The organism is Acinetobacter sp. 24-47-62, assembly GCF_056779765.1.
On record NZ_JBWYIN010000002.1, the window covers coordinates 1 to 22367 of the forward strand.

Consider the following 22367-nt stretch of genomic DNA (forward strand, 5'->3'; position numbering starts at 1 on the left):
TTAGTTAGATAAAACGCTAAACTGCACAAATTAAAGCAACTCAAATAGCTGTTAATAACTTCTTTGACCAAGCAAAGGCACGCAAACAATATATGCGAATAAGACCCAAGCAAAGTCACAACAGTTGTGCTGGCGACAATAGCAAGAGTGAACCACCTGATCCCTTCCCGAACTCAGAAGTGAAACCTCTTAGCGCTGATGGTAGTGTGGGGTTACCCATGTGAGAGTAAGTCATCGCCAGCTCATTATTCTAAACACCCCCTTCAATAGAAGGGGGTGTTTTTTTATGCAGTAAAGAAAAAAATAAACAAATAAAATTAAGGGAAATGCATGGGTACGGAAAAATTAACTTCTAAATCGATGTCTTCACATAGTTAATTACAAGCGCAAAATATATCAATAAATACAAAAATGCCTGTATCGTTAACAGGCATTTTGAAAAGAGAATCAACGGATTATTACTGTTCTATATTGCTTGCCATTAAATTACCTTGTTCAGCTTCTCGCATGAAACGATCATGAGTTTCCTTGCTACGAACCAAGCCAGGCATTCGATATTCTGTATGACCGTAGTCATGAATTTTTGTCCAACGTCCTCCCCAAACTAAACCGACAGACTCAGCAACTTGACCATATAACTGATAGCCACGCATAGCCCAAGGATCACGTTCAGAAATAACGACTTTACCATCTCGCTTGAATGCGACATCAGCTGCTAAACCAAATTGGTGATAGCTACGGTATGCAGTCGCTAAAGTGGTTGCTTTATTCCGAGATAGGCTATTTTGTCGTGCAGGACTACGATAACCCTCTAGTAATACTAATTCATAGCCATGTTGTTCCTTCATAATTTTGAAGACCATAAGTAATCGTTGTTTATAGCGTGGATGCATCTTGTCCCACTTACGATTTACCATTGAAGTATCGAGATGACCATGAGAAAACTCTGAATTTTCTACATTAGGAATAGTTGTAGATGAAACAGAACCGCCAGTTTGAGCTTGATATTGTTGCTCAAGACGTACAGCTTCAACGATTGCTGCATCGACGAGACTTTCTTCAACCTCTGGTGGAGGGGAAAGAATTTCCCCATTTAATAAGTTATAAATTTGAGGATCAGCTTTCTTTAAATAGTTCGCTTCTATTTTTGTAGGATCAACGGGTTTTGTAAAAGCAAAAAGCATAATACTGCTAAGTAAGAAAAAACCAGCAATGAGTATCCACCATTGCTGTAAGTGCCAATGCGTTTGAATTTGGTCTGCTGAAGCAGCATGATTCATTTCATGTGCAAATTTACGTGCGTTTAAAAGCTTTTTTTTACCTTGTGGTAATAAGCTTTGTGCAAAATCTATTACTTTTTGTCTTATCTCATAAGACATCAATAAAGTCAGTGCGATGATTAATATCACAAAACTGACAATGATAAAAAAAATCACGGTGCAGGTTCTTTCGCAGTTCGTGTGACTGAAACTTCTACGCTGGCTACAGGAATATCAATATTTTCATCAGTGTCAGCTTTACTTTCAGCAACTTTATTTGCATTGGCTGTCGTAGGCTTAGACTCAGGCTTTTTTATGGTTTTCGGTAATGCTTCAGTTGTGGTCTTTTTTACTGGTTCTGCTTTAGGTGGAACTTGGGGAGTTTTGTTACTTAAAGGTTGCGCTTGATTAAAAGTTGATTCAAAGGGATTTTTACTTGAAGTCACTGGTTGAGTTGCTTGAGCAGAGTTTGTTTGCTGATGTTTGAAAATATTATTAAGCTCATTTAGCTTGGGTTGAGCTTGGTGATATTCATCAGGTTCAGATTGCTCGTTTTGATCAGCTTGGGTGATTCCCGAATCAATATTGGACAATTTATCATTTGAGTGTGTTGAATCTGTATCTGCTGCGTTAATCGGTTGGAAGCTTGGTTGATTTAAATAGGTATAAAAAGCTAAAGATGTGGCAGAGATACCAATTGCTACACCAATGATCCCACTTACTAGAGGCGAAATTTTTTTATTTTTTTTAGTAGGTGTAAGGACTCTAATATTTTTCTTTTCTTGGCTCATATTGAATATCTTTTATGGTAAATGAATCGTTATGTGGGCCTGTTCAGCAGGTGCACTAATGACATTATTATATTGAGTCATGGCTTTGGTCTCTTGTTGACTGAGCATATAGCGAAGTCCAGAAAATGCCAATAATGCAAAGAGGAGTAAAAATAATAGAATCCAAGCGAATGGAAGTTCTCTATGAATAATGTTTTTAATTTGATCAGGCAATGCAGCGAAAGGTGAAAAGAGGGCTTTTTTACCTTTTAAATAATCTATTTCATCGCCTACGCGTGCAACCAAATGATTTAAGCTTTCAATTGATTCAATACGGTATTTACCTTGAAAACCTAACAGTAAACAGTAGTGAAAAACTTCTAAAGCCGCTAAGCGATCTTTTCCACGAGTTCTAATTTTTTCTAATAAGTCAAAAAATTGATAACCTGCGAGTTGAGATCCAAATAAAGTTAACTGAAGAGGACTAATTAACCACGAATTTTGTAAATGGAAATAACTAGGGTCCTGTTGTGTGACAATCGTTTCATCAAGTAATGCACAAAATGCATATTTTGCATCATGGATATCCTCGGCTGAGAACTGCAACTTCTTCGCTTGTAATTCGAAACGTTGTAGTTGATCCATGATTTTTTGGCGAAATTCATCGACATTGTCAGGAACGTATTGGTTACGAATTAAAAAAACGATATAGAAACCGTCATGCATTAAATCAACCAAATTAGAAGACTGTGTCAATTTATTCTGTTGCTGTGGTGTAGAGCCTGCTCCAATCTGACCGTCATCGAACAGTGAAGGTGCTCCATTAGGCATATTCATATTTTTCTCTTCTCAATCTCTAGCCATTCATCACTGCGATGAGTTCAATACTGATATCTTGGAATCCAGCAGGTACATAAATACAGATGGTTTCAGACTCCAACATGCGTTGATAGAGTTCATGATGAGGTTCAATTTCAAAATAACTCACACCAGAGCGGACTGGAATCGCAGTAGGTACTTGCATCAAATGGTGAATCGGAATAGCAGGCAATGCAGAGACGACACGTTGCTCAACATCGACTGTTGTGCCCACTTTAAAACGTAGTGGGACAATTTGTACAAGTTCGTGTGTCTGCATCATTGAACTAGACACAGCAATATACAGACGAGATTCGCGAGTGATCTTATCTGACTCTAAGCTACCAACCCAATACGAAGGACGTATTTCTTTAAGACTGATATTGAAGTATCGACTTGAAATGATTGTGTCAAGTAACTCTCTTAAAATGACATCTAACTGCGCAAAGCTATCTTGTAAATTATGATGTTGATATTGAGGTAAATGTTCAACTTCATAGGCTGTTGAGAATGTCAATAATGAGCCAGTCAATCTGAGTAATTCAAAAAATAAGCGTTCAGGGTGAATTTGGGGATGAGTCAATAAATGGCTGAGAGTTGCATGAGCAGTATTCAATGCATTCACTAGCCAAAATGAAACAATGTCACCTGATCTAAATTCAATTAATTTTTGTTCGTTTTCGCGATTGTTGGTTTGAATAGTTTTGATTTTTGCTTTAATGACATTCAAGGTACGTTTTAAATTAGCAACCAATGACTCACATGAAGCAATATGCAAAATTGGTGGAATAAATTTTGTATCAAGTTCAAAGCTTCCTGAACTATGACGCTTAATTTTTCCTATCGGCAAATATAAAAAACCATCCAGTTCATGAGGAGTATCATTCTGAGATTCCAGCAATTTCAGCTCAGCACGACGACGAATGTAAGTAATTTCAGCAGGTGTGGCATCTGTGAACAAATCATGAGTTTCATTCAGATACGAATGATATCGACTTGGTTGTGTCGAAGCCTCATGGGCGATATTACGCTTGTTTGGTTGAACGATAGGGAGCGCAAGAAAAATGGTCATTTCACCACGGAAATTGAGCTCATCGAGCAGTACGGGCTGAGGTAAAAGATCTCGCGAAGGAGCAGCGTAAATTTCACCATCTTGCCAAATCATTTCAATGTGCTCAATTGCTAGCACATGGGTCGTTAATTGAGATTCATCAAATTTGAGCTGTTGTACCCCATATGCGAATGGAATGGTGGAGCGAATAGTTTGATTTAAACGCTGTTCATGATAACTGTCTTGAATTTGAAAGTGCTGCGGTCTTAAAAATAGACCTTCACCCCACAGTACTTTTTCTGCTTTAAACATTGAGATTACCATTCATTAGATTCATTGCTATTTTTTACACCCAAGAGTTCATGGACTGATTCCAATGGGTTGTTATCGTTTTTAATGACTTGTGCGAGCCATTCATGAAGCGGCATTTGGCTCCATTTAATGGTTTTTTGAAGCATATAACTCACAGGACTATGTGGTTCATTTGCTTGAAAATAATCCGCAATATCTTTAAGCACCCGCATTGCTTGTTCACGATTTTGTAGATGACTTTGTGGTTGAGGTTGAAATGACTGCTGAGTTACTGCTGCTTGTATATTTGCTGTTGGAGCAGAATTTATATTTGAATTGTTTTCTTGGAATTGTAGGTCTTGATTCATGTCAGGAGTATCCTCAGACATTAAAAATGCATCTGCTTTGTAAATTTTTTTCAGTGTTTTATGTATGTCTTCCAACTGAGAATCAGTATTTGCGAAACTTGGAGCATCTAATTGCATCAGTTGATCAAGTACTTGCTTGAGGGTATCCCAGTGCGTCAAAATTTCTAAAAAGAACTGATAATTGTTGTATTGGAAACTTTTTGAGGTATTAAATAAGCTTTGTTCGAACTGCTCGATTTCTGGATGATTCTGAGAAGATCCATAATCATCAGCATTTTTTAATCTTACATTTTGTTGATGCAGTAATTTTTCATAATCGTAGATTGAATACAAAGGAGCTGAATTGATGAGTGGAACACGTTTAATCAAAGCAGGTAACTGAGAAGTCAAACCTTGCAATAAACCCAGACGTTGATCTAAATCATCATCTTCAATTTCAGGATGTATATCTTTCCAATAATTGGATAACATACGATGCGAAAGCTCAAGGCTACGAGCGACTCCTTCGTAACCGTAGAGTTGACTCCAAGCCTCGCTTAACCAAGTCAATAAACGAATATCCTTACTTTTTTGAGTCAGAACATCGATACATTTTGCCGAAACAAATGACCAATCTGCTTGTTTAGGTTCAGCTACCCAATCCCCCATATCTAAGAGCGGATCATCTTGGGTTTTCGCTTTCTTGATCTCATGAAATTCATTCGAAAAAGATAGATCTTCGCCACAGATTGCTTGATCTGAGATTGGTTGAAGTAGCTGTTCTATATCAATGTTCATATTCATTTATATACTCAAATAATTATGCTTCAACAATTTTCTTTTTGGTGGCTTTACGCTTTTTCGGTGCTGTTGTTGGATCTAATCGATACTCAATCATGTCATCTTTGCTATCAATTTGAATTAACTTAGGGACTTTGTTATCAGCCAAGGCGATCAATATTTGTGTTGCAAGTTCAGGTAAAACTGAAGAGTTTAGAATATTGTCGACATTACGTGCGCCACTATCGACTTCTGTACAGCGACTTAAGAGGAGTTCCACCAAATCATCCGTGTACTCAACACGTGTTTGATATTGTTTGAAAATACGATCAGTAATTTTGCCTAACTTATGATGAATAATACGCACAAGTAGATCATCATGGAGTGGGAAGTAAGGCACGATACGCATACGTCCCAAGAAGGCCGGTTTAAACTGTTTATATAAACTTGGCTTTAAATGTTCAATTAAGTCTTCTGCCGTAGGCCATTCTTCTACAGGTTTAGTCAAACAGGCCTGCATAATTGCGCTTGAGCCAGTGTTAGAGGTCAATAAAATTGTGGTGTTTTTAAAATCGATAACACGTCCTTCACCATCTTCAAGTGTGCCTTTGTCAAAAACTTGGTAAAACAACTCTTGAACATCTGAATGTGCTTTTTCAATTTCATCTAACAAAACAACGCTATACGGATTGCGTCTAACAGCTTCAGTGAGGACACCACCTTGACCATATCCTACATAGCCTGGAGGCGCACCTTTCAATGAGGAAACAGTATGAGCCTCTTGATACTCAGACATGTTAATCGTGATGAGATGAGATTCCCCACCATACAGCTCATTGGCTAAAGCTAAAGCCGTTTCTGTTTTCCCTACACCACTTGGCCCAACCAACATAAATACCCCTTGAGGCTTGTTTGGATCTTCAAGTTTTGCTTTAGAGGTTTTGATTCCTTGAACAAGTTGATGCAGGGCATAGTCTTGCCCCATGACTCGTTGTTCCAGTTTTTCTTCTAAACTTAGAATTTGCTTAATTTCGTCATTGACCATTTTTCCTACAGGAATACCAGTCCAGTCTGAGATAATCTCATTAATGATTTGAGCATTAACACGTTCAAATACCAGAGGTTGTTCACCTTGTAATATTTTTAAATCTGATCTAAGTTGCTGAATCTGATTTTTAAAATCATTACTTTGTTCTTCATCTTTTATTTCAGAATTTTTTTGCTCAAGTGTTTTAATTTGTTGAACAATTTCAATTTCTTGTTTCCACTTTTCAGTTGTGGTATTTAACTCATTTTCTATTTCATTGATCGTATTTTTAAGATCGGAAATGCGTTCGTCATGCTGTGGGAACTGATTATTCTCTTGTTCCAAAATATCTAATTCAAGCAATAAATTATGATGTTGAGCATGTAGCTGATCTAACTTTACTGGCTGAGCATTCTGAGTCAATGCCACACGAGCGGCAGCAGTATCTAAAACACTCACTGCTTTATCTGGGAGTTGTCGACCAGCAATATATCGATGTGAAGAATGAACAGCAGTCACAATGGCTTCGTCATCGATTTGAAGATTAAAGTGTTTAGCCATTACAGGAATCATGGCGCGAAGCATATCAATCGCAACCTCTTCAGTCGGTTCTTCAACTTTGACGACTTGGAAACGACGACTGAGCGCCGCATCTTTTTCAAAATATTGCTTATATTCAGCCCATGTAGTTGCAGCAATTGTTCTTAACTCGCCACGTGCTAAGGCTGGTTTAAGGAGATTCGCCGCATCATTTTGACCCGCTTGACCGCCTGCACCAATCAGTGTGTGTGCTTCATCAATGAAGATGATGATAGGATGAGCGGAACTTTGAACCTCTTGGATGACTTGTTTTAAGCGATTTTCAAACTCACCTTTTACACTTGCACCTGCTTGTAATAGACCCATATCAAGAACATGGATATGTACATTTTTTAATGCATCAGGCACTTGGTTGTTGGCAATCTTCAGCGCTAAACCTTCAACGACAGCAGTTTTACCTACGCCTGGCTCACCCGTTAAAATAGGATTATTTTGACGACGACGCATCAGAATATCCAACATAAGGCGAATTTCAAACTCACGTCCAATGACAGGATCAATCCCACCGTTAAGCGCTTTTTGAGTCAAGTTAATGGTGTATTGATCTAGTGCAGGTGTTTTTACATGAGATTCTGAACTTTGAATCGTATCCTGATCCTGAACATCATTTTGATGATCAGCTTGAGGGAGATGCTCTTCAATGCTAGCTCTACAAATTTCTATAAATTTGTGTTTCATCGTATCAATCGGGAACAGATCGAATAAACTCGATGCACGAAGCGCGATTTGATATAAATCTCCTGCAGTCAATAACGCAACTAATAAGTGTCCGCTACGGATGACTGGGGTTTGATCTGCGGAAGCGATAAGCCAAGCTTGTTCTAGCAAACGTACAATCGATTGAGCAAAAATAGGTGTACGCGTATTGCCTTTGGGCAAGTGCGAAATCGTTTCTTGTAAATCATCGATCAGTGCATTTTTAGAAATTTTATAGTGATCGAGCAAAATGGAGAGATCATTTTTTACGTTTTGATTTAATAATTCGAAGAGTAGATGTTCAATTTCGATTTCATAATTTTGTTGATTAATACAATAATTTGCAGACTTTTCTAGTGCTGTTCTTGTCGTAGGAGATAGTTTTGTAATCAAAATTTTCAAGTTATTCATCAGAATTCTCTGTGTTCAAATTATTTATAGTTACTTAAAATAAACCTGCATAACGTCTATTTTTAAGATTTTTAACGACTAAATATTTAATAAACAATAATTTTTAGTATGAAAAAATTCACCCATATTTTTTATTCTACCTAAATAAAGGTGATAAAAAAACTATCCTATAGTGTGAATCGTTTACAGAACTATATAATTTTGTAACTTAAAAAGCTTAATTGTTTCTTTATTATAATGGTCATAATGTTGACTAAGTTTGCATTTATAAGTTTAAATTTTAATTAAATCTAATATATAGAAGACATTGCTCTAAACATTGAGTGTGTTAAAAAAATGATTTAATGAATCATATAGTTAATGTAAATTTTATAATAAATGAGGGTGTGTTTTGAATACTAAAATTCTGCTTACAACTCTGCTAATTGGGTTGGGGATGGCGTCTACAACTTACGCAGATGAAGTAAAACTCAAAAGAGGTTGTGTTAAAGATCATCCATTAGTAGCGGGTGAAACAGACCAGACATTGCTACAAATTTATGCTCAAGCATGTGATAAAAAAAATAAAGACAACAAAAATGGTTTTCTAGCACAAGCAGCTCAGCGTTTTCAACAAATCGGACAAAATCAGAAAGCACTTCAATTGGTGAACAGTCTTAATGCACAAAATGTTCAGCACTCATCGTTAACAGATACTAAGTTTTTAGCTGGAATCGGAATCGCGAATGAGGCATTAGAGCAAATGCGTGGACCAGAAGTACGTTATTTGACTGAAGAGACTTACGAACCTGCGTTGGCACTTTCTGAAGCAGTTAAAAAAGCTAAACCTTTGACTGTAATCGAAACCAAAGTTGAAGAAGCCCCTAAGCGTGTTCAAGAGACTCGAACTACTCGACAGCCTGCACGTACAACGCGCCGTGCATCGACTCCAGCAAAAACAACACCTGCTAAAACAACGACACCTGCGAAAGTTGAAAAACCAGCAGCACCAAAACGTGAGAATCCGTTTGGCTCGTTGAACTGATCAAATTACAAATTTAGGAAAAAATAATATGGCTAAGCGTGAAAGTGTTCAAAAAAAATTACAACGCATCCGACCACCTCGAGTACAACTGACGTATGACGTAGAAGTAGGTGATGGTAAAGAAATAAAAGAACTTCCTTTTGTTGTTGGTGTATTAGGGGACTTCTCAGCAGCATCTGAACTTGAAAGAACCAAACTGAAAGATAAGAAATTTATTAATGTGGATTTGGATAACATTGATGAAGTAATGAGTTCGCTAGCACCAAGAGCAGCCTTCCAAGTTGAAAACACAATTTCGGAAGAGGGTGGAAATATGTCGGTAGATCTTACTTTTAACTCAATGGAAGATTTCCGACCTGAAAATGTTGTTCAACAAGTTGACCCTTTACGCAAATTGGTTGAAGCGCGTGAACGCCTTTCAGATTTGCGTAATAAAATTTCAAATAGTGAACGTTTAGAAGATCTGCTTGATGAAATTCTTCAAAATACAGATCAAGTACGCAAATTAAGTGCTGAAGCAGGAGGCGACGACCGTGAGTAATTTACAAACCGCACCTGCGACAAGCAATGCTGTTGAAGAAACGAGTCTTCTAGATTCGATTGTTGAACAAAGTCGAATTGCGCGTAACGATGATGAACATGTTCGTGCGAAAAATTTAATTGGTGAATTAGCCAAAGAAGTTATGGCTGGAACAATTACTGTTTCAGAAAACATGACGGTCTCAATAGATAAGCGTATTGCTGAAATTGATGCTTTAATTTCTGCTCAATTAAGTAAAATTATGCATCATGAACAGTTTCAAAAGATTGAATCGACTTGGCGTGGACTTTACTACTTCTGTCAAGAAACACCATCAAATCCTTTAATTAAAATCCGCATTTTAAATACCACTAAAAAAGAATTGATTAAGGACTTCCAAGGCGCAACTGACTTTGATCAAAGCACATTGTTCAAAAAAGTGTATGAAGAAGAATATGGTTCTTTTGGTGGTGCACCATACGCAACTTTGATTGGTGATTTTGAGTTCGATCGCACACCGTCAGATATGTATCTTTTAGAACAAATCTCTCATGTTGCCGCTGCCTCTCATGCACCCTTTATTTCAGCAGCAAGCCCTTCAATTCTAGGTCTTGAATCTTTCACTGAAATTGATCGTCCTCGTGATGTATCTAAAATTTTTGAAACTGCAGAATATGTACAGTGGCGCTCATTCCGTGAAAGTGATGATTCTCGCTATGTGGCTTTAACTATGCCACGTGTTTTAGGTCGCCTACCTTATGACCCTAAAGAGGGTTGGGCAACAGAAGGCTTTAACTTCGTTGAAGAAGTCTCAGGTGAAGATCACGATCAATATCTCTGGATGAATGCAGCATACGGTTTCGGTACACGTTTAACGAATGCATTTGATATGCATGGTTGGTGTGCAGCAATTCGTGGGGTTGAAGGTGGTGGTTTAGTAGAAGGCTTGCCAGTACATACTTTCAAAACTAATGATGGTGAAGTCGTATTTAAGTGTCCGACAGAAGTTGCGATTACGGACCGCCGTGAGAAAGAGTTGAGCGATCTCGGTTTTATTCCATTAGTACACTGCAAAAACACAGACTACGCAGCGTTCTTTGGGGCTCAATCGACCCAAAAGCCTAAGAAATATGATAGCGATACAGCGAATGCAAATTCAGCACTTTCAAGCCAGATTCAATACATCATGGCTGTGTCGCGTATTGCGCATTATTTGAAAGCAATGATGCGAGATAAAGTCGGAAGTTTTGCTTCAGCTGGAAATGTAGAAAGCTTCTTGAATGATTGGTTATCTCAATATGTATTACTAGATGATGGTGCATCACAAGAGGCTAAAGCTAAGCGCCCGCTTCGTGAAGCATCTGTAAAAGTTGTGGAAGACCCGGCAAACCCTGGTCACTACAAATCGGTCGTGTTTTTAAGACCGCACTTCCAGTTGGACGAGTTGTCGGTATCTTTGAGACTTGTCACTGAGTTACCTCAGTCCTCTAATTAAATAGAGCAACTTTATAATAACGTTAAATAAAACAGGAAATCTTCATGAAAGATATATATGTTCAATTTCGAGGAAAATACAAAGTAGACGGCGAATCTCGTGACACTGAGCACAAAGATTGGTTGGAAGTTAATTCTTGGTCTCATAACATCCGTCAGCCTAAATCTGCGACATCTTCAAGTGTTGGTGGTCATACTTCTGAGCGTGTTGAACATTCAGACATGTTGTTCGTTAAAGATTTAGATGCGACTAGCCCGAAACTTTGGGAAGCATGTTCTGCTGGTTACACTTTTGATGAAGTACAAATCGATTACTACCGTGCGAATGGTGATAAGCGTATCAAGTACCTTCAAATCAAATTGAAACATGTTCTAGTTTCAAGCGTAACACCATCTGTAAATGCTGAAGGTGTTCCGACTGAAGCATTTGGTTTGAAATATGCTGCTGTTGAGTGGACATATAACCAACAAGATATCGATGGTACTCAAAAAGGTGCGATCACGAAGCAATGGTCACTTTCTAACAACACTGCAAGCTACAAAGCTTAAAGTCTTGAAAGTGAGAGGAGTAGGGGCTGACTTAAGTTGGCCTTTATTCATCTTCTAGAGTAGGCAAGATGAAAACAAATTTAGATCATCTTTATCCATTTGGCTTCCGTTCAACTTTATTTGATCGCTTGATTCCAGAATACGAGGATCAGATCAAAGGCTTGTCTATGCAAGAGCTGCGTGAATCTGTTGCACATGACTTGGAAGATCTACTCAATAGTCGAGTAGCTAAGTTTGATCAGATTGATGACTTCCCTACGGTTAAAGGCTCGATTGCACAGTTTGGCATTATTGATTTTGTTGGATTATCAACAGCGAATCCAATGGATCGAGACAAAATTTGCCAATCTATTCAGCAGTCCATTGCGGCACATGAACCTCGCCTACGACAAATTCAAGTTGAAATGCTGTTAGACAGCGACAATATGGGCGCACTTTGCCTCAGTATTCAAGCATATTTAAATATCCATCCATTGTATGAGCCTGTAGTTTTTGATGCTTTATTGAAACCAACGACACAACAATATGTAATTTCGGCTAGATCTTAAGATTGGGGCTTTTGTGATAGAAGAACTTTTACCGTACTACGAAAAACAATTACAAGAATTTGGTCAACAATCTCGCGAGTTTGCTCAGAAGTATCCTAAAATTGCCCAACGGCTCTCGCTCAACCAAGAACAGATTGATGATCCACATATTGAGCGCTTAATTCAGGCGTTTTCGTTGATTGCTGCTCGAATTGATAAAAAATTAGCAGACAGTTATGACGTTTTTACACGTGCTTTATTTGAGGTGATGTTCCCTCAATATTTAAGACATTTTCCAAGTTGTACTGTCGTCAGTTTCGAAGATCAAAATAAAATAAAACAATTAACTGAAGCTCACGTCATTCCGCAGGCAACAACGCTAAAATCACGAAGTTTTAAGGGGGTTCAATGTGAATTTAATACCTCTCAAGCTGTACGATTACTTCCCATTCAACTGAACCAAGTTCAATTTAAAACGAACCCAAGCGCTCAAATTCATCTCAATCAAAATGCCACTTTGCAATTAAGTTTTGAAACTTTCAATGAAGCAGGCTTGTGGATTCATCAAGAAAAACTCCCTATTTATTTAGATGCTATTTCAAATTTTCCGCTGCAAGTTTTGGATAGTATTTTCAAAAAAGATACGACTTTTACGGTACGCATTGGAACACAGCTTTATCAAATTTCTAATCCATTTTCCTTAATGGGCTTTGAGGAAGATGAGAGTTTATTGCCTATTGATCAACATACACATCATGCCTATCGCTTGTTGATGGAATATTTTTGTTTTGCAGATAAATTCAGCTTTCTTAATCTTGATTTGTCTTTTTTAAGAAATTTATTAGATCAACAAACGAGTTTTGATCTCCAAATTCATTTTAAGTTAAACCTAAACGATCAGGCGATTATTCGTAATTATTCAGAGCTGAATGTTGCAAATTTCAAATTATTTAGCACGCCGGCTGTTAATCTTTTTGAAAAAAATGCTGAACCACAAAAAATACATCATCGACAACTTGAATATCCATTGATCACGGATGCGCATCATCCTGAGTTTTATCAGGTCTATTCGATTCAGAAAATGCACATGGTTCGTGAAAAGATTAATCAGGAACAGGTTTATCATCCAGTGTTGCCGTTCTTTGGAATGAGTCATTACCATGATGAAAATGTCCAATTTTTCTATGCATTGAACTCATCACAGCTCAACAATAAGTTTGTTGAAACGGGTTATTCCATTATTTCTAAGCATTTACAGCCGTATGATACAAAGTCTGATTTTATTAGCACCGTATTGCTATGTTCGAATCGGAATTTACCGCATGAAGCATTAAGCCAGTCAAATAATATTTTAAATCTGAATGATAGTAGTTTGGCACGTCGAGCGTTGGTATTGAAGCGTCCGAGTTTACCCTATCAATTTGAGCAAAATCAGAAAGAGCAATGGCGCATTATTTCTCATCTTTCATTAAATACGTTAGCACTGATGAAAGGGGATGCGGTAGCACATTTAAAAGAATTATTAGAGTTATATAACTTACCAGCGAATAAAGAAAATCATCTGTTAATTAATTCGATTAAACAAATTGAATTTAGCCTGACGCATAAGTTGGTTGAAGCAAAACCTTTCCCGCTTTTCGTACGAGGACTCAAAGTTGTTATCCGAATCGATGAACAAATATTCAGAGGTCATAGTCTTTATATTTTCAGTCAATTGCTGAGTCATGTGTTTAACTTAAAAGTGCAGTTAAACAGTTTTGTCGATGTCATAATCGAAGATGCTCAATCACAACAGGAGTTATACCAATGCGTGCAGAATGTTGGTGGCAAGAAGCTTCTGTAACAGACCATTTATTTCAACAGCCGACTGCATATGAATTTATTCAGTCGATTCGATTGTTAAGACATGTGCCCTATGCTCGGCCACATACACCATGGGATCGTGATTTTAAATTTCATCCTTCCTTAGAGCTTAACTTCCCTAAAAAAGAAATTGAATCACTCGCTTTAGAAGATGAAAAAGTTCAGCTTACAAATTTAATGGTGGGTTTGACTGGAATGCAGGGGGCATTACCCTATAGCTATACCAATAAAGTTAAATCAGCACCACGCAAATTTCGAGTTGAAACAACGCAATTTTTGAGTTTATTTAATCATAAGCTCACTTCACAATTCGTTGATGCGACGGTCAAGTACAATTTACCAGTACGGTATGAGGTCGAGTCTGAAAATCATTATCTGAATATTATCCATGCTTTAAATGGTTATATTAGTCAGCAACATCAACAACAAGAACTTGATGATTATTTTGCTGAATTTGCAGGATTAATGCAGGGGCAAAATAATACAGCACATGCTTTAAAAACTATGATTGCACAGGTATTTAATCAGCATGTGGCAATACAAGAGTTTATCCCTGAAAAATTTAAATTAGAGCTTCAGCAGAGAACATCCTTAGGAGGGGCGACGCCAAGCTTGTTAGGATTGAATACATTTTGTGGAGAGACTATTACCCAAATTGATGGCAAAATTGAAATTCAAATTGGACCGTTGGATCGTAAAACTTACCTAGATTTTCTACCACAACAAAAACTAAGTTTAAAATTAAAAAAACTACTACAAAGCTGGTGTAGCCCAACCTTATTGGTCGATGTTCGTTTAATTTTATCAAAACAAGAAATACAGCCTATTACTTTAAATTCGGAGCATTCTATGGGGCTTAGTCAGGGTGCCTTTTTAGCTCATAATCAACCGCTAGACAATGATGAAACTTGCTACCCATTGCTTGGAGTAGCGTCATGATCAAAATCATTGTTGGAGTGTTCCTTACTGTTTATCTGGTGATTTCTGCGATTGTGGTGCTGTATTGGCGTGACATCAATTTTGATCCTTCTGGCAGTGATCTACTTATCTTTTTTGGATTGTTACCTGTTGCAATCACTGCTTTTTTGGTGATGCCCTATATGATTTATCATTGGATAAAAGAGCAAAAAAATAAACAGAATGATCCTCAACTTAGCGATGAGACCACAATTGAGGAGCTACAGCCTGAGCCCGTGGAGTGGATCAATTTAAATGTCTATCGCGCTTATGCACTCAATGCTTTGGGTGAAAATCATCTAATTATTGATGCGATTCGGGAGTTCAAGAGCCCTGAACTTGATGACAAATTATTGAATGGGTATGGGTTGCCTATTCTGAGTTATCGAATTTCTGATTTAGACGTCGAACAAGATGAAGAGGATGAATATAGCTTCAAACGGCAATACCGCATTCATCAATTGATTCTGACTCAACTCGAACAACAAACAGAAATACTCTGGGAAATTAGTGAGCATTTAAAAAAATCAGCGCTTTTCTACGATACTCAAATTAGCCAATCTTATCGTATGCATCCAGCATGGATTGATCCTCAGGCTGAGTATCATGATGGGGAAGAAGATATTCCTTCTGTGCAGCAAGTTTATCGACTGAATAAGCTTAAAATCCACCTGGTTCTCGCTGAAGAATTACTGCATGTTTGGGATGAACAAGATTCTGAGCAACTCATTTCAGACTACCTGAGTCAGCTCAATTATATTCCTGAAGTGTTTCACGTGGAACACCACTATTGGGGTGCTGAAACAAGCTATAGTGAATGGATTCATCTTTTACAAAGTATTGAAAAAGATGAGTCGTCTATAAGTCTTGTGTTTATCGTTGATTCCGAAATTGATCAAGATACATTGGATGAAAAGATTTGGATTTCAGAACAATATATTCCTGCAGAATATATTTCGAGCTGTTGTTTAGCTTCACCTAAAATTCAAATTGAAAATGTTTTACCTACGAAAACATTAGATATTGCGATAAATGAAAAACAACTGAAACAGAGTTTAGATCGCTATAACATTGATCATCAGTTCAAAGTGGAAAATGAGCAGCCCTTTACAATTCTGTTGGATGACATTACTCAACTCAACACACTTAAGAAAATTGAGCAAAATTTTGCCAATACGAATATTGAGCAACATCACTATTTAATGCTTTATCCAACACTTGGGAATACACAAAGCTTAGCTAAAATTTTTGGCTTTACTCTCGCTTTTCAGTTTGATGATGCCTTGATGACAATGGTGTATACAACTCAAAACCCAGATGTTCAGACATTTATTCAAACTTATCAATCAGAATCAGACATAAATCCTGAGCAGCAAAACGTTTAAAAATTTACGAAAAAAATGAGAATACAATGCACACGATATTAGGCTATGTATGGCAGTACGTTTCAAACCCAAAGGCAATCATTGCATTGTCATTGTTTGTTGCCTTAGTGTCTGCCTATCACACGATACCTAGACAGTATTTCTGGCCGCTTGCGGTGGCTTATGTACTGGGTCTAATCGGTTATGGAATCTATTGGTTCATTCAACGCAAACGCCATGAGAAACAAGGGGAAGAATTGGCGGAAGCAATCGAAAAAGATACCCAAGCTGAGTATGGTAAGCAGAAGGATAAAGATGAACTGCAATTGGTTCATCAACAGATGAAGGATTCAATTCAGCTCATTCGTAAGTCAAAGCTGGGTGATAAAAAAGGGAATGCAGCGCTATATGAGTTGCCTTGGTATATGGTCATTGGTAACCCTGCTGCCGGTAAGAGTTCTGCCATTTATAACTCGGGGTTAAAGTTCCCATTCGAAGAAACGCATAAAAATGCAGTGTCTTCAGGTTTGAGTGGAACACGTAATTGCGATTGGTTTTTCTCAACAGAAGGGGTGTTGTTAGATACGGCTGGTCGTTACTCAGTCTATGCAGAAGATCACTCTGAGTGGATTGGTTTTTTGAACTTGCTCAAAAAAAATAGATCTAAAGCGCCGATTAATGGACTGATTGTCACCGTCAGTATTGCCGAGTTAGTTAGTCAAAGTCCTGAAAAATCGTTGAAACTCGCTAAAAACTTGAGAGCACGTATACAAGATTTGACGGAACGTTTAGAAATCTTTGCACCTGTGTATTTGGTGTTTTCTAAAATGGATTTGATCGCAGGATTCACTGAGTTTTTTGATTGCTATGATCAGGATGAATTTGACCAAGTTTGGGGAGCAACGCTGCCTTATAATCCAGATTCATCTGAAAATGCTGTTGATCTATTCGAGCATCATTACAATATTTTGTATGATGGATTGAAAAGCGTAAGTACGACTCATTTAAGTCGCCGTCATGCACAGAATATCTCACCAAGTGTGATGACTTTTCCGCTTGAGTTTAAGACTTTAAAGCCAGCACTCAAAACTTTTATAGGAACACTATTTGAGGAAAACCCGTATCAGTTCAAACCTGTATTCCGTGGTTTTTACTTCACGAGTGCCTTACAAGAAGGAACGATCGAGAGTCCAATGACGGAGCAAATTGCTCAAGAATTTAGACTTCAGAAAATTCCGAACAGCGAACATGGTATTCCACAAAATTCTGTATCACAGAATCATGGGTATTTCTTAAAGGGATTATTTTCAGATGTCATTCTGAAAGATAAAAACTTGGTGAAGCAACATATTAACCCGGCGAAAAAGCGCCAACGTTATTTGAGTTTTATTGCAGCTTTACTTGGGGTATCTGTAATTTTAGGCCTGTGGGTGTGGTCTTACCGTAACAACCAACAGTTGATCGCAGATGTTCAAGCAGATCTGAATAAAGTGATGCAAATGGAGCAGGCATCAGGTCAGCATTTGGCGACACAGCTTGACTCGTTACTAATTTTACAACAGCGTTTAGAACAGTTAGATCAATTTGAAGAAGATCGTCCATTAAAGTTTGGCTTTGGTTTGTATCAAGGCAATGATCTGCGAGAAAAACTTAAAACCGAATATTTAAATGGTGTGCGACAAATTGTTTTAGAACCATCTCAACAAAATATTGGTCAGTTCTTGCAACGTGTAAAAAATAATGAAGCGACACTAAAAGAAAATCACGTTAATGTTGAAATTCAGCAAGTATCGGCTAAACCTGCACAAAATGCTTTGGAACCTTCTGATTCGAATCCGCAAGATGCTTACAACGCATTGAAAGCTTATTTGATGATGAGCAATTCAAAATATATGGAAGCAAGTCATCTGAGTGATCAGGTTACGCGCTTTTGGCGTTCATGGTTAGATGCCAATCGTGGACAAATGCCACGTGGTGAAATGATCCAAAAAGCGGAGCAGGTGCTGACCTATACCATGACATTGGCGAATGATCCAAAATTCCCACAGTTGTCAGCGGATGCGCAATTGGTTGATCAAAGCCGACAAGTATTGTTGGCGGTGATGAAGGGGATGCCAGCACGTGATCGAGTTTATAATGAGATCAAAATGCGTGCTGCCGTACGATATCCAGCAGTGACAGCAGCTCAAATTGTAGGTGAGAACAATCGTAGTGCCGTATTAGGTTCTTATGCTCTTCCTGGGGTATTTACATATAAGGCATGGAACGAATATATCGATCAAGCCATTGATGAAGCTGCGAATAGTCCGACAGACAGTCGTGACTGGGTGTTGAACAGCAATCAATCAGATGACCTCACCTTTAGTGGTAGTCCAGATCAAATTCGTAAGCAGCTGACTGAACTCTATAAGAAAGAATATATCGCAGAGTGGCGTAAATTCTTGAATGGAATTTATTATGCAAAACAACCTGATTTTGCCCAGCAACATAAAACAATAGATTTATTGGGTGAGCCTCAAAACTCCCCGATACGTTTGCTCATTGAGCATACAGCGAAAGAAACCAATTGGGATAACCCTGTGGTTCAAGCGGAATTGGCTGCTCCACAAACAGGATTTATCGCTTGGTTTAAACGTAAGGTTCTTCGTCAAGATAATACCAATGAAATTCAACGTGCAGCTGAGCGCGCCCAAGGTGCTATCTCAAAAGAATTTAACGTTTTTTATCAGTTGGTTCGTAAACGTGATGATCAGCAAAATAAATCATTACTTGATGAGTATTTAGAAAATCTCGCACAGGTACGCAGTAAGTTTAATGATCTCCGAAATGCAGGGGATATTGGCCCAAATGCGATGGCTTTGGTAAAACAAACCATCAATGAACAAACCTCAGTATTTAATACTACGCAAAAACTTGTCGATGAAAAACTGACGGTCGGTCTGAATGATATTGACAATAAGCTCATTCAAAAGCTTTTGGTGAGTCCACTGACACAATCCTTTGCAAGCTTAATCACGCCAGCACAAGATGAGATTAATAAATTATGGGTGATGCAAGCTTATCAACCGTTTAATCAGACTCTGAGCCAAAAGGTTCCATTCAATACCTCGGCTTCAATCCAAGCGACGAGTAGTGAAATCGGTCAAATCTTCGGTGAGGGCGGTAGTATTGCCAATTTTGTTAAAGAAACGCTCGATCCATTTGTGATTCGTCGTGGCTACACACTGACTTCTAAAACGTGGAAAGACCAAGGCATTATCTTGAATCCACAATTTGTGATGAGTTTCCAACGCTATGTTTCACCACTTAACGGTGTAGCTACAGGTACTTTGTCACAAGGTTCTGCGCCTGCTGCGACCAATCAGTCCAACTTCCAATTCTATCCATTGTCTAATCCACAGTTGCTGTCTTATACAATTGATATTGATGGTCAACGTATGGTCTTTGAAAATGGTATCCAACAGTGGGTGAACTTTGTTTGGCCGAATACTGGTGCTATTCCTGGAGCGCGTATTACTGCAGTCGATCTCGAAGGGAAAACGCATACGATTTTTGATGCACCAGGTGAATACGGGATCAATCGTTTGATCGACTCTTCACAACGTCGGGATCAAAATGGTGTCATCGAAATGACTTGGGCAAGTGCTCAACAACCATCATTAGCGGTAAAAGTAAACTTTCGTTTGATCAGTGGGAATTCAGGTCAAGGTGGAACAGGCGTTGGCTCTAATCGTGATTTAAACGGTTTGCAATTGGTTGATAAGGTGACGACCAACAAGGCGACAGCACGTGTGGTATCTGCTCAAAAGGCACCAACACCAGCACCTCAAGCTGAGAATTCAACGAATACGGCATTGCAAAATGCAACACAAGGAGCACAGCCATGATGCATGGAGTACAACTTAAGATGGATCATCAGTAGGAGGCGATATGTACAGTGTGAAAACAACGCCTTTGTACTATGGTAAGAGTCCTGCTCGTGGCGATTTTCTGAAAACCAAAGGACAGTATTCTCTGATTCAAGTGATTGATCAGTGGATTACTGAAGCACTTGAAATGGCAATGAGAAATCCAAACTTCGATCAAAATTATCAAAGTTTGGCATCATTAGATTTCTTTATTGCCAATCCGCGTGAAAATATGTTCTTGGTTGCAAACTTAGTGACCAGCCAAGACAGCTCAGGTCGTCAGTTTCCTATGGTGTTGAGTCACTTATTGGAAGTGGATGCACCCTACCAAAATTTGCTCTATGCACCTTATAGCTATAAGCCAGTTTTGATTGACTTATTTCAAAGAAACCGAGTGATTCGTCAAATTCGAGATGCTGATGATTTAATCGAAAAACTGGCTCAGCTCAAAAAAGAAATTCAAGTTCTTGATGTAACTGAATCAACCGCTTTTTTTGAAAATCACACCATGCATTCGTTTGCACAAATGATGAAAATATCGGTCTATGAGCTTGCACAAAGCATGATTGGACTAGGTCTTTTACTCCAACCTGTATTAAAAAATGGAACGAGTAAACTGAATAAGGTGTTAATTTTACCGATTCACAACCCTAGTTTTTGTTATGAAATCGCAGCATTCTGGGTTAGTTTAATCGCAAGATTTTTGCCAAAACATAATACCGAAGTGTTAATTGGTATTCTTCATTCAGAACGTCCAGTTTTATTATTTGGCTTTCAGGGCGCAGATATTGAAGCATTAAGTGATATTTTCAATCAAAACTTAAGCTCTGAACATTGGGTTTCATTGGTACAAGCACAGTGGATTGATCGCTATTTGGAGCAAAATGCAGGTCTTGCTGCACTCGAGCAATCTTTGTGCGAACGACAGTTAAGTTTAAATCAAGGAATGAAATTATTCCGACAGACTTTTATAGAAGAATAATGATGAAGAAAACCTTATTAAAGATTTCACTGCTTAGTTCGATATTGAGTTTAAGTGTTATATCGTTTGCGAAAGAAATTATCGTTGAGGGAGTTGTTCCTAACGAGATGAGCAAACAGGCCATATTGAGTAAAATGAAAGTGGTCTATAGCCAAGACCAAATTATCGATAAAATTCAGGTTCGTCCTGTCACTGCACCCAATGGATGGAGTGATTCCGTAACCCAAGTCATCACACCTGATCTTAAAAAAGTTTCTCAAGGAAAATTGAGTGTAAGAGGAACACAAGTTGAGCTCACAGGTAAAGTCCTCAATCAAAATGATATCGTACCGACTCAAAATACATTTCAAAATTTAGTTGTGGCACCTTATCGCTTTAATGCACAGTTATCTGTGAATCATGCAGAACAAGCTATCATTGATAATGCTTTAAAAAATCGAATTATTGAATTTGCTTCTGGAAGTGCCACACTTTTACCAGCAGGCACACAAATTTTAGACGAAATGGTGGTTGCGCTAAACAAAGTTCAAGGCAAAAATGTCAAAATTATCGGACATACTGACAGTCAAGGTAATCCACAGAAAAACAAAGAATTGAGCTTGCAACGTGCGGATGCAGTAAAACAATATTTGATTGCGAAGAATATTTCACCTTCACGATTAAGTACAGCGGGTATGGGTGCTGATGAACCTGTTGCAGACAATGCAACGGAAGAGGGTCGTAAGAAAAATCGACGAATCGAGTTTGAAGTTCAATAAAATATTATAAAAGGAATAAGTGTATGACTGTCCCTTATATTACGATTGGCTCTCCAACCACAGGTGGTGGGCAGGTTATTTCAGCAAATAGTTCTTTCTTAATCGAAGGTAAGCCAGTTGCTTGTGTAGGGGATAAGGTCACCTGTCCTAAACATAAAACGGTGACGACAATTGTTGCGGGTGACAGCAAAATGGTTATTATGGGAAAACCCGCCGCACAGCATAATTCACCTTTGGCATGTGGATGCAAATGTATAGGGAATCAAAGTTTAACGGTTGGACAAAATTAGTTAATTCATTGCGATCTGTATCTAAAAAGAACCCTCTAATT

At 38.1% G+C, this 22367-nt stretch carries 18 protein-coding genes and 1 rRNA gene; 13 read left to right on the forward strand and 6 right to left on the reverse strand.

Annotated elements, in window-relative coordinates; translation table 11 throughout:
• Window positions 1-128: 128 nt before the first annotated feature.
• Window positions 129-243 (forward strand): 5S ribosomal RNA (rrf, locus tag AC1M87_RS01510).
• Between the two features lie 215 nt (window positions 244-458).
• Here the strand turns inward: rrf and AC1M87_RS01515 are convergent.
• Genes AC1M87_RS01515 through tssH form a run of 6 tightly spaced genes read right to left on the reverse strand, consistent with a single transcriptional unit; the run spans window position 459 to window position 8093 of the window.
• Entirely contained in the window at window positions 459-1436 is a 978-nt protein-coding gene (locus tag AC1M87_RS01515; protein ID WP_180029098.1) for a M15 family metallopeptidase, read from the reverse strand.
• Window positions 1433-2050, reverse strand: coding sequence for a hypothetical protein (locus tag AC1M87_RS01520; RefSeq protein ID WP_481592760.1), 618 nt, complete (start codon window positions 2048-2050; stop codon window positions 1433-1435). The genes AC1M87_RS01515 and AC1M87_RS01520 overlap by 4 nt, the downstream gene beginning before the upstream one ends.
• A 12-nt stretch (window positions 2051-2062) precedes the next feature.
• Window positions 2063-2866 (reverse strand): type IVB secretion system protein IcmH/DotU, encoded by an 804-nt coding sequence (gene icmH / locus AC1M87_RS01525; protein ID WP_481592014.1) that lies wholly within the window; start codon window positions 2864-2866, stop codon window positions 2063-2065.
• A gap of 19 nt (window positions 2867-2885) precedes the next feature.
• Complete coding sequence (tssK, locus tag AC1M87_RS01530) at window positions 2886-4250, reverse strand: type VI secretion system baseplate subunit TssK (RefSeq protein ID WP_481592761.1); 1365 nt, start codon at window positions 4248-4250, stop codon at window positions 2886-2888.
• A gap of 5 nt (window positions 4251-4255) precedes the next feature.
• Entirely contained in the window at window positions 4256-5374 is a 1119-nt protein-coding gene (gene tssA / locus AC1M87_RS01535) for a type VI secretion system protein TssA (protein ID WP_481592878.1), read from the reverse strand.
• Between the two features lie 22 nt (window positions 5375-5396).
• Window positions 5397-8093: a type VI secretion system ATPase TssH gene (gene tssH / locus AC1M87_RS01540; RefSeq protein WP_481592879.1), complete on the reverse strand. Its 2697-nt coding sequence runs from the start codon at window positions 8091-8093 to the stop codon at window positions 5397-5399.
• A 433-nt stretch (window positions 8094-8526) separates the two neighbouring features.
• Here tssH and AC1M87_RS01545 point away from each other — a divergent pair, with 433 nt between their 5' ends.
• The 12 genes from AC1M87_RS01545 to AC1M87_RS01600 all read left to right on the forward strand — a co-directional run bounded on the left by AC1M87_RS01545 (window position 8527) and on the right by AC1M87_RS01600 (window position 22326).
• Window positions 8527-9114 carry a hypothetical protein gene (locus tag AC1M87_RS01545; RefSeq protein ID WP_092766614.1) on the forward strand — a complete coding sequence of 196 codons (588 nt, stop codon included), beginning with the start codon at window positions 8527-8529 and terminating at the stop codon, window positions 9112-9114.
• 28 nt (window positions 9115-9142) lie between these two features.
• A complete protein-coding gene (tssB, locus tag AC1M87_RS01550) occupies window positions 9143-9655 on the forward strand; it encodes a type VI secretion system contractile sheath small subunit (RefSeq protein WP_092766613.1) in 513 nt (170 codons plus the stop codon).
• Window positions 9648-11129 (forward strand): type VI secretion system contractile sheath large subunit, encoded by a 1482-nt coding sequence (gene tssC, locus AC1M87_RS01555; protein WP_092766612.1) that lies wholly within the window; start codon window positions 9648-9650, stop codon window positions 11127-11129. The genes tssB and tssC overlap by 8 nt, the downstream gene beginning before the upstream one ends.
• A 44-nt stretch (window positions 11130-11173) precedes the next feature.
• Window positions 11174-11677, forward strand: coding sequence for an Hcp family type VI secretion system effector (locus AC1M87_RS01560; RefSeq protein WP_092766611.1), 504 nt, complete (start codon window positions 11174-11176; stop codon window positions 11675-11677).
• 68 nt (window positions 11678-11745) lie between these two features.
• A complete protein-coding gene (gene tssE, locus AC1M87_RS01565) occupies window positions 11746-12225 on the forward strand; it encodes a type VI secretion system baseplate subunit TssE (RefSeq protein ID WP_481592762.1) in 480 nt (159 codons plus the stop codon).
• A 13-nt stretch (window positions 12226-12238) separates the two neighbouring features.
• The gene (gene tssF / locus AC1M87_RS01570; RefSeq protein WP_092766609.1) at window positions 12239-14047 is read left to right on the forward strand and encodes a type VI secretion system baseplate subunit TssF; all 1809 of its coding nucleotides are present in this window, start codon (window positions 12239-12241) and stop codon (window positions 14045-14047) included.
• A complete protein-coding gene (gene tssG, locus AC1M87_RS01575; protein WP_481592763.1) occupies window positions 14011-15006 on the forward strand; it encodes a type VI secretion system baseplate subunit TssG in 996 nt (331 codons plus the stop codon). The genes tssF and tssG overlap by 37 nt, the downstream gene beginning before the upstream one ends.
• Entirely contained in the window at window positions 15003-16409 is a 1407-nt protein-coding gene (locus tag AC1M87_RS01580) for a hypothetical protein (protein WP_481592764.1), read from the forward strand. Before tssG ends, AC1M87_RS01580 begins: the two co-directional genes overlap by 4 nt.
• Before the next feature lie 26 nt (window positions 16410-16435).
• Window positions 16436-20275: a type VI secretion system membrane subunit TssM gene (gene tssM, locus AC1M87_RS01585; protein ID WP_481590192.1), complete on the forward strand. Its 3840-nt coding sequence runs from the start codon at window positions 16436-16438 to the stop codon at window positions 20273-20275.
• A 43-nt stretch (window positions 20276-20318) separates the two neighbouring features.
• Window positions 20319-21278: a type VI secretion system-associated protein TagF gene (gene tagF, locus AC1M87_RS01590; RefSeq protein ID WP_092766605.1), complete on the forward strand. Its 960-nt coding sequence runs from the start codon at window positions 20319-20321 to the stop codon at window positions 21276-21278.
• Window positions 21278-22036, forward strand: coding sequence for an OmpA family protein (locus AC1M87_RS01595; protein ID WP_481586948.1), 759 nt, complete (start codon window positions 21278-21280; stop codon window positions 22034-22036). The genes tagF and AC1M87_RS01595 overlap by 1 nt, the downstream gene beginning before the upstream one ends.
• A gap of 23 nt (window positions 22037-22059) precedes the next feature.
• On the forward strand, window positions 22060-22326 hold the full coding sequence (locus AC1M87_RS01600; protein WP_481592765.1) for a PAAR domain-containing protein: 267 nt from the start codon (window positions 22060-22062) through the stop codon (window positions 22324-22326).
• The last annotated feature ends 41 nt before the right edge of the window (window positions 22327-22367 follow it).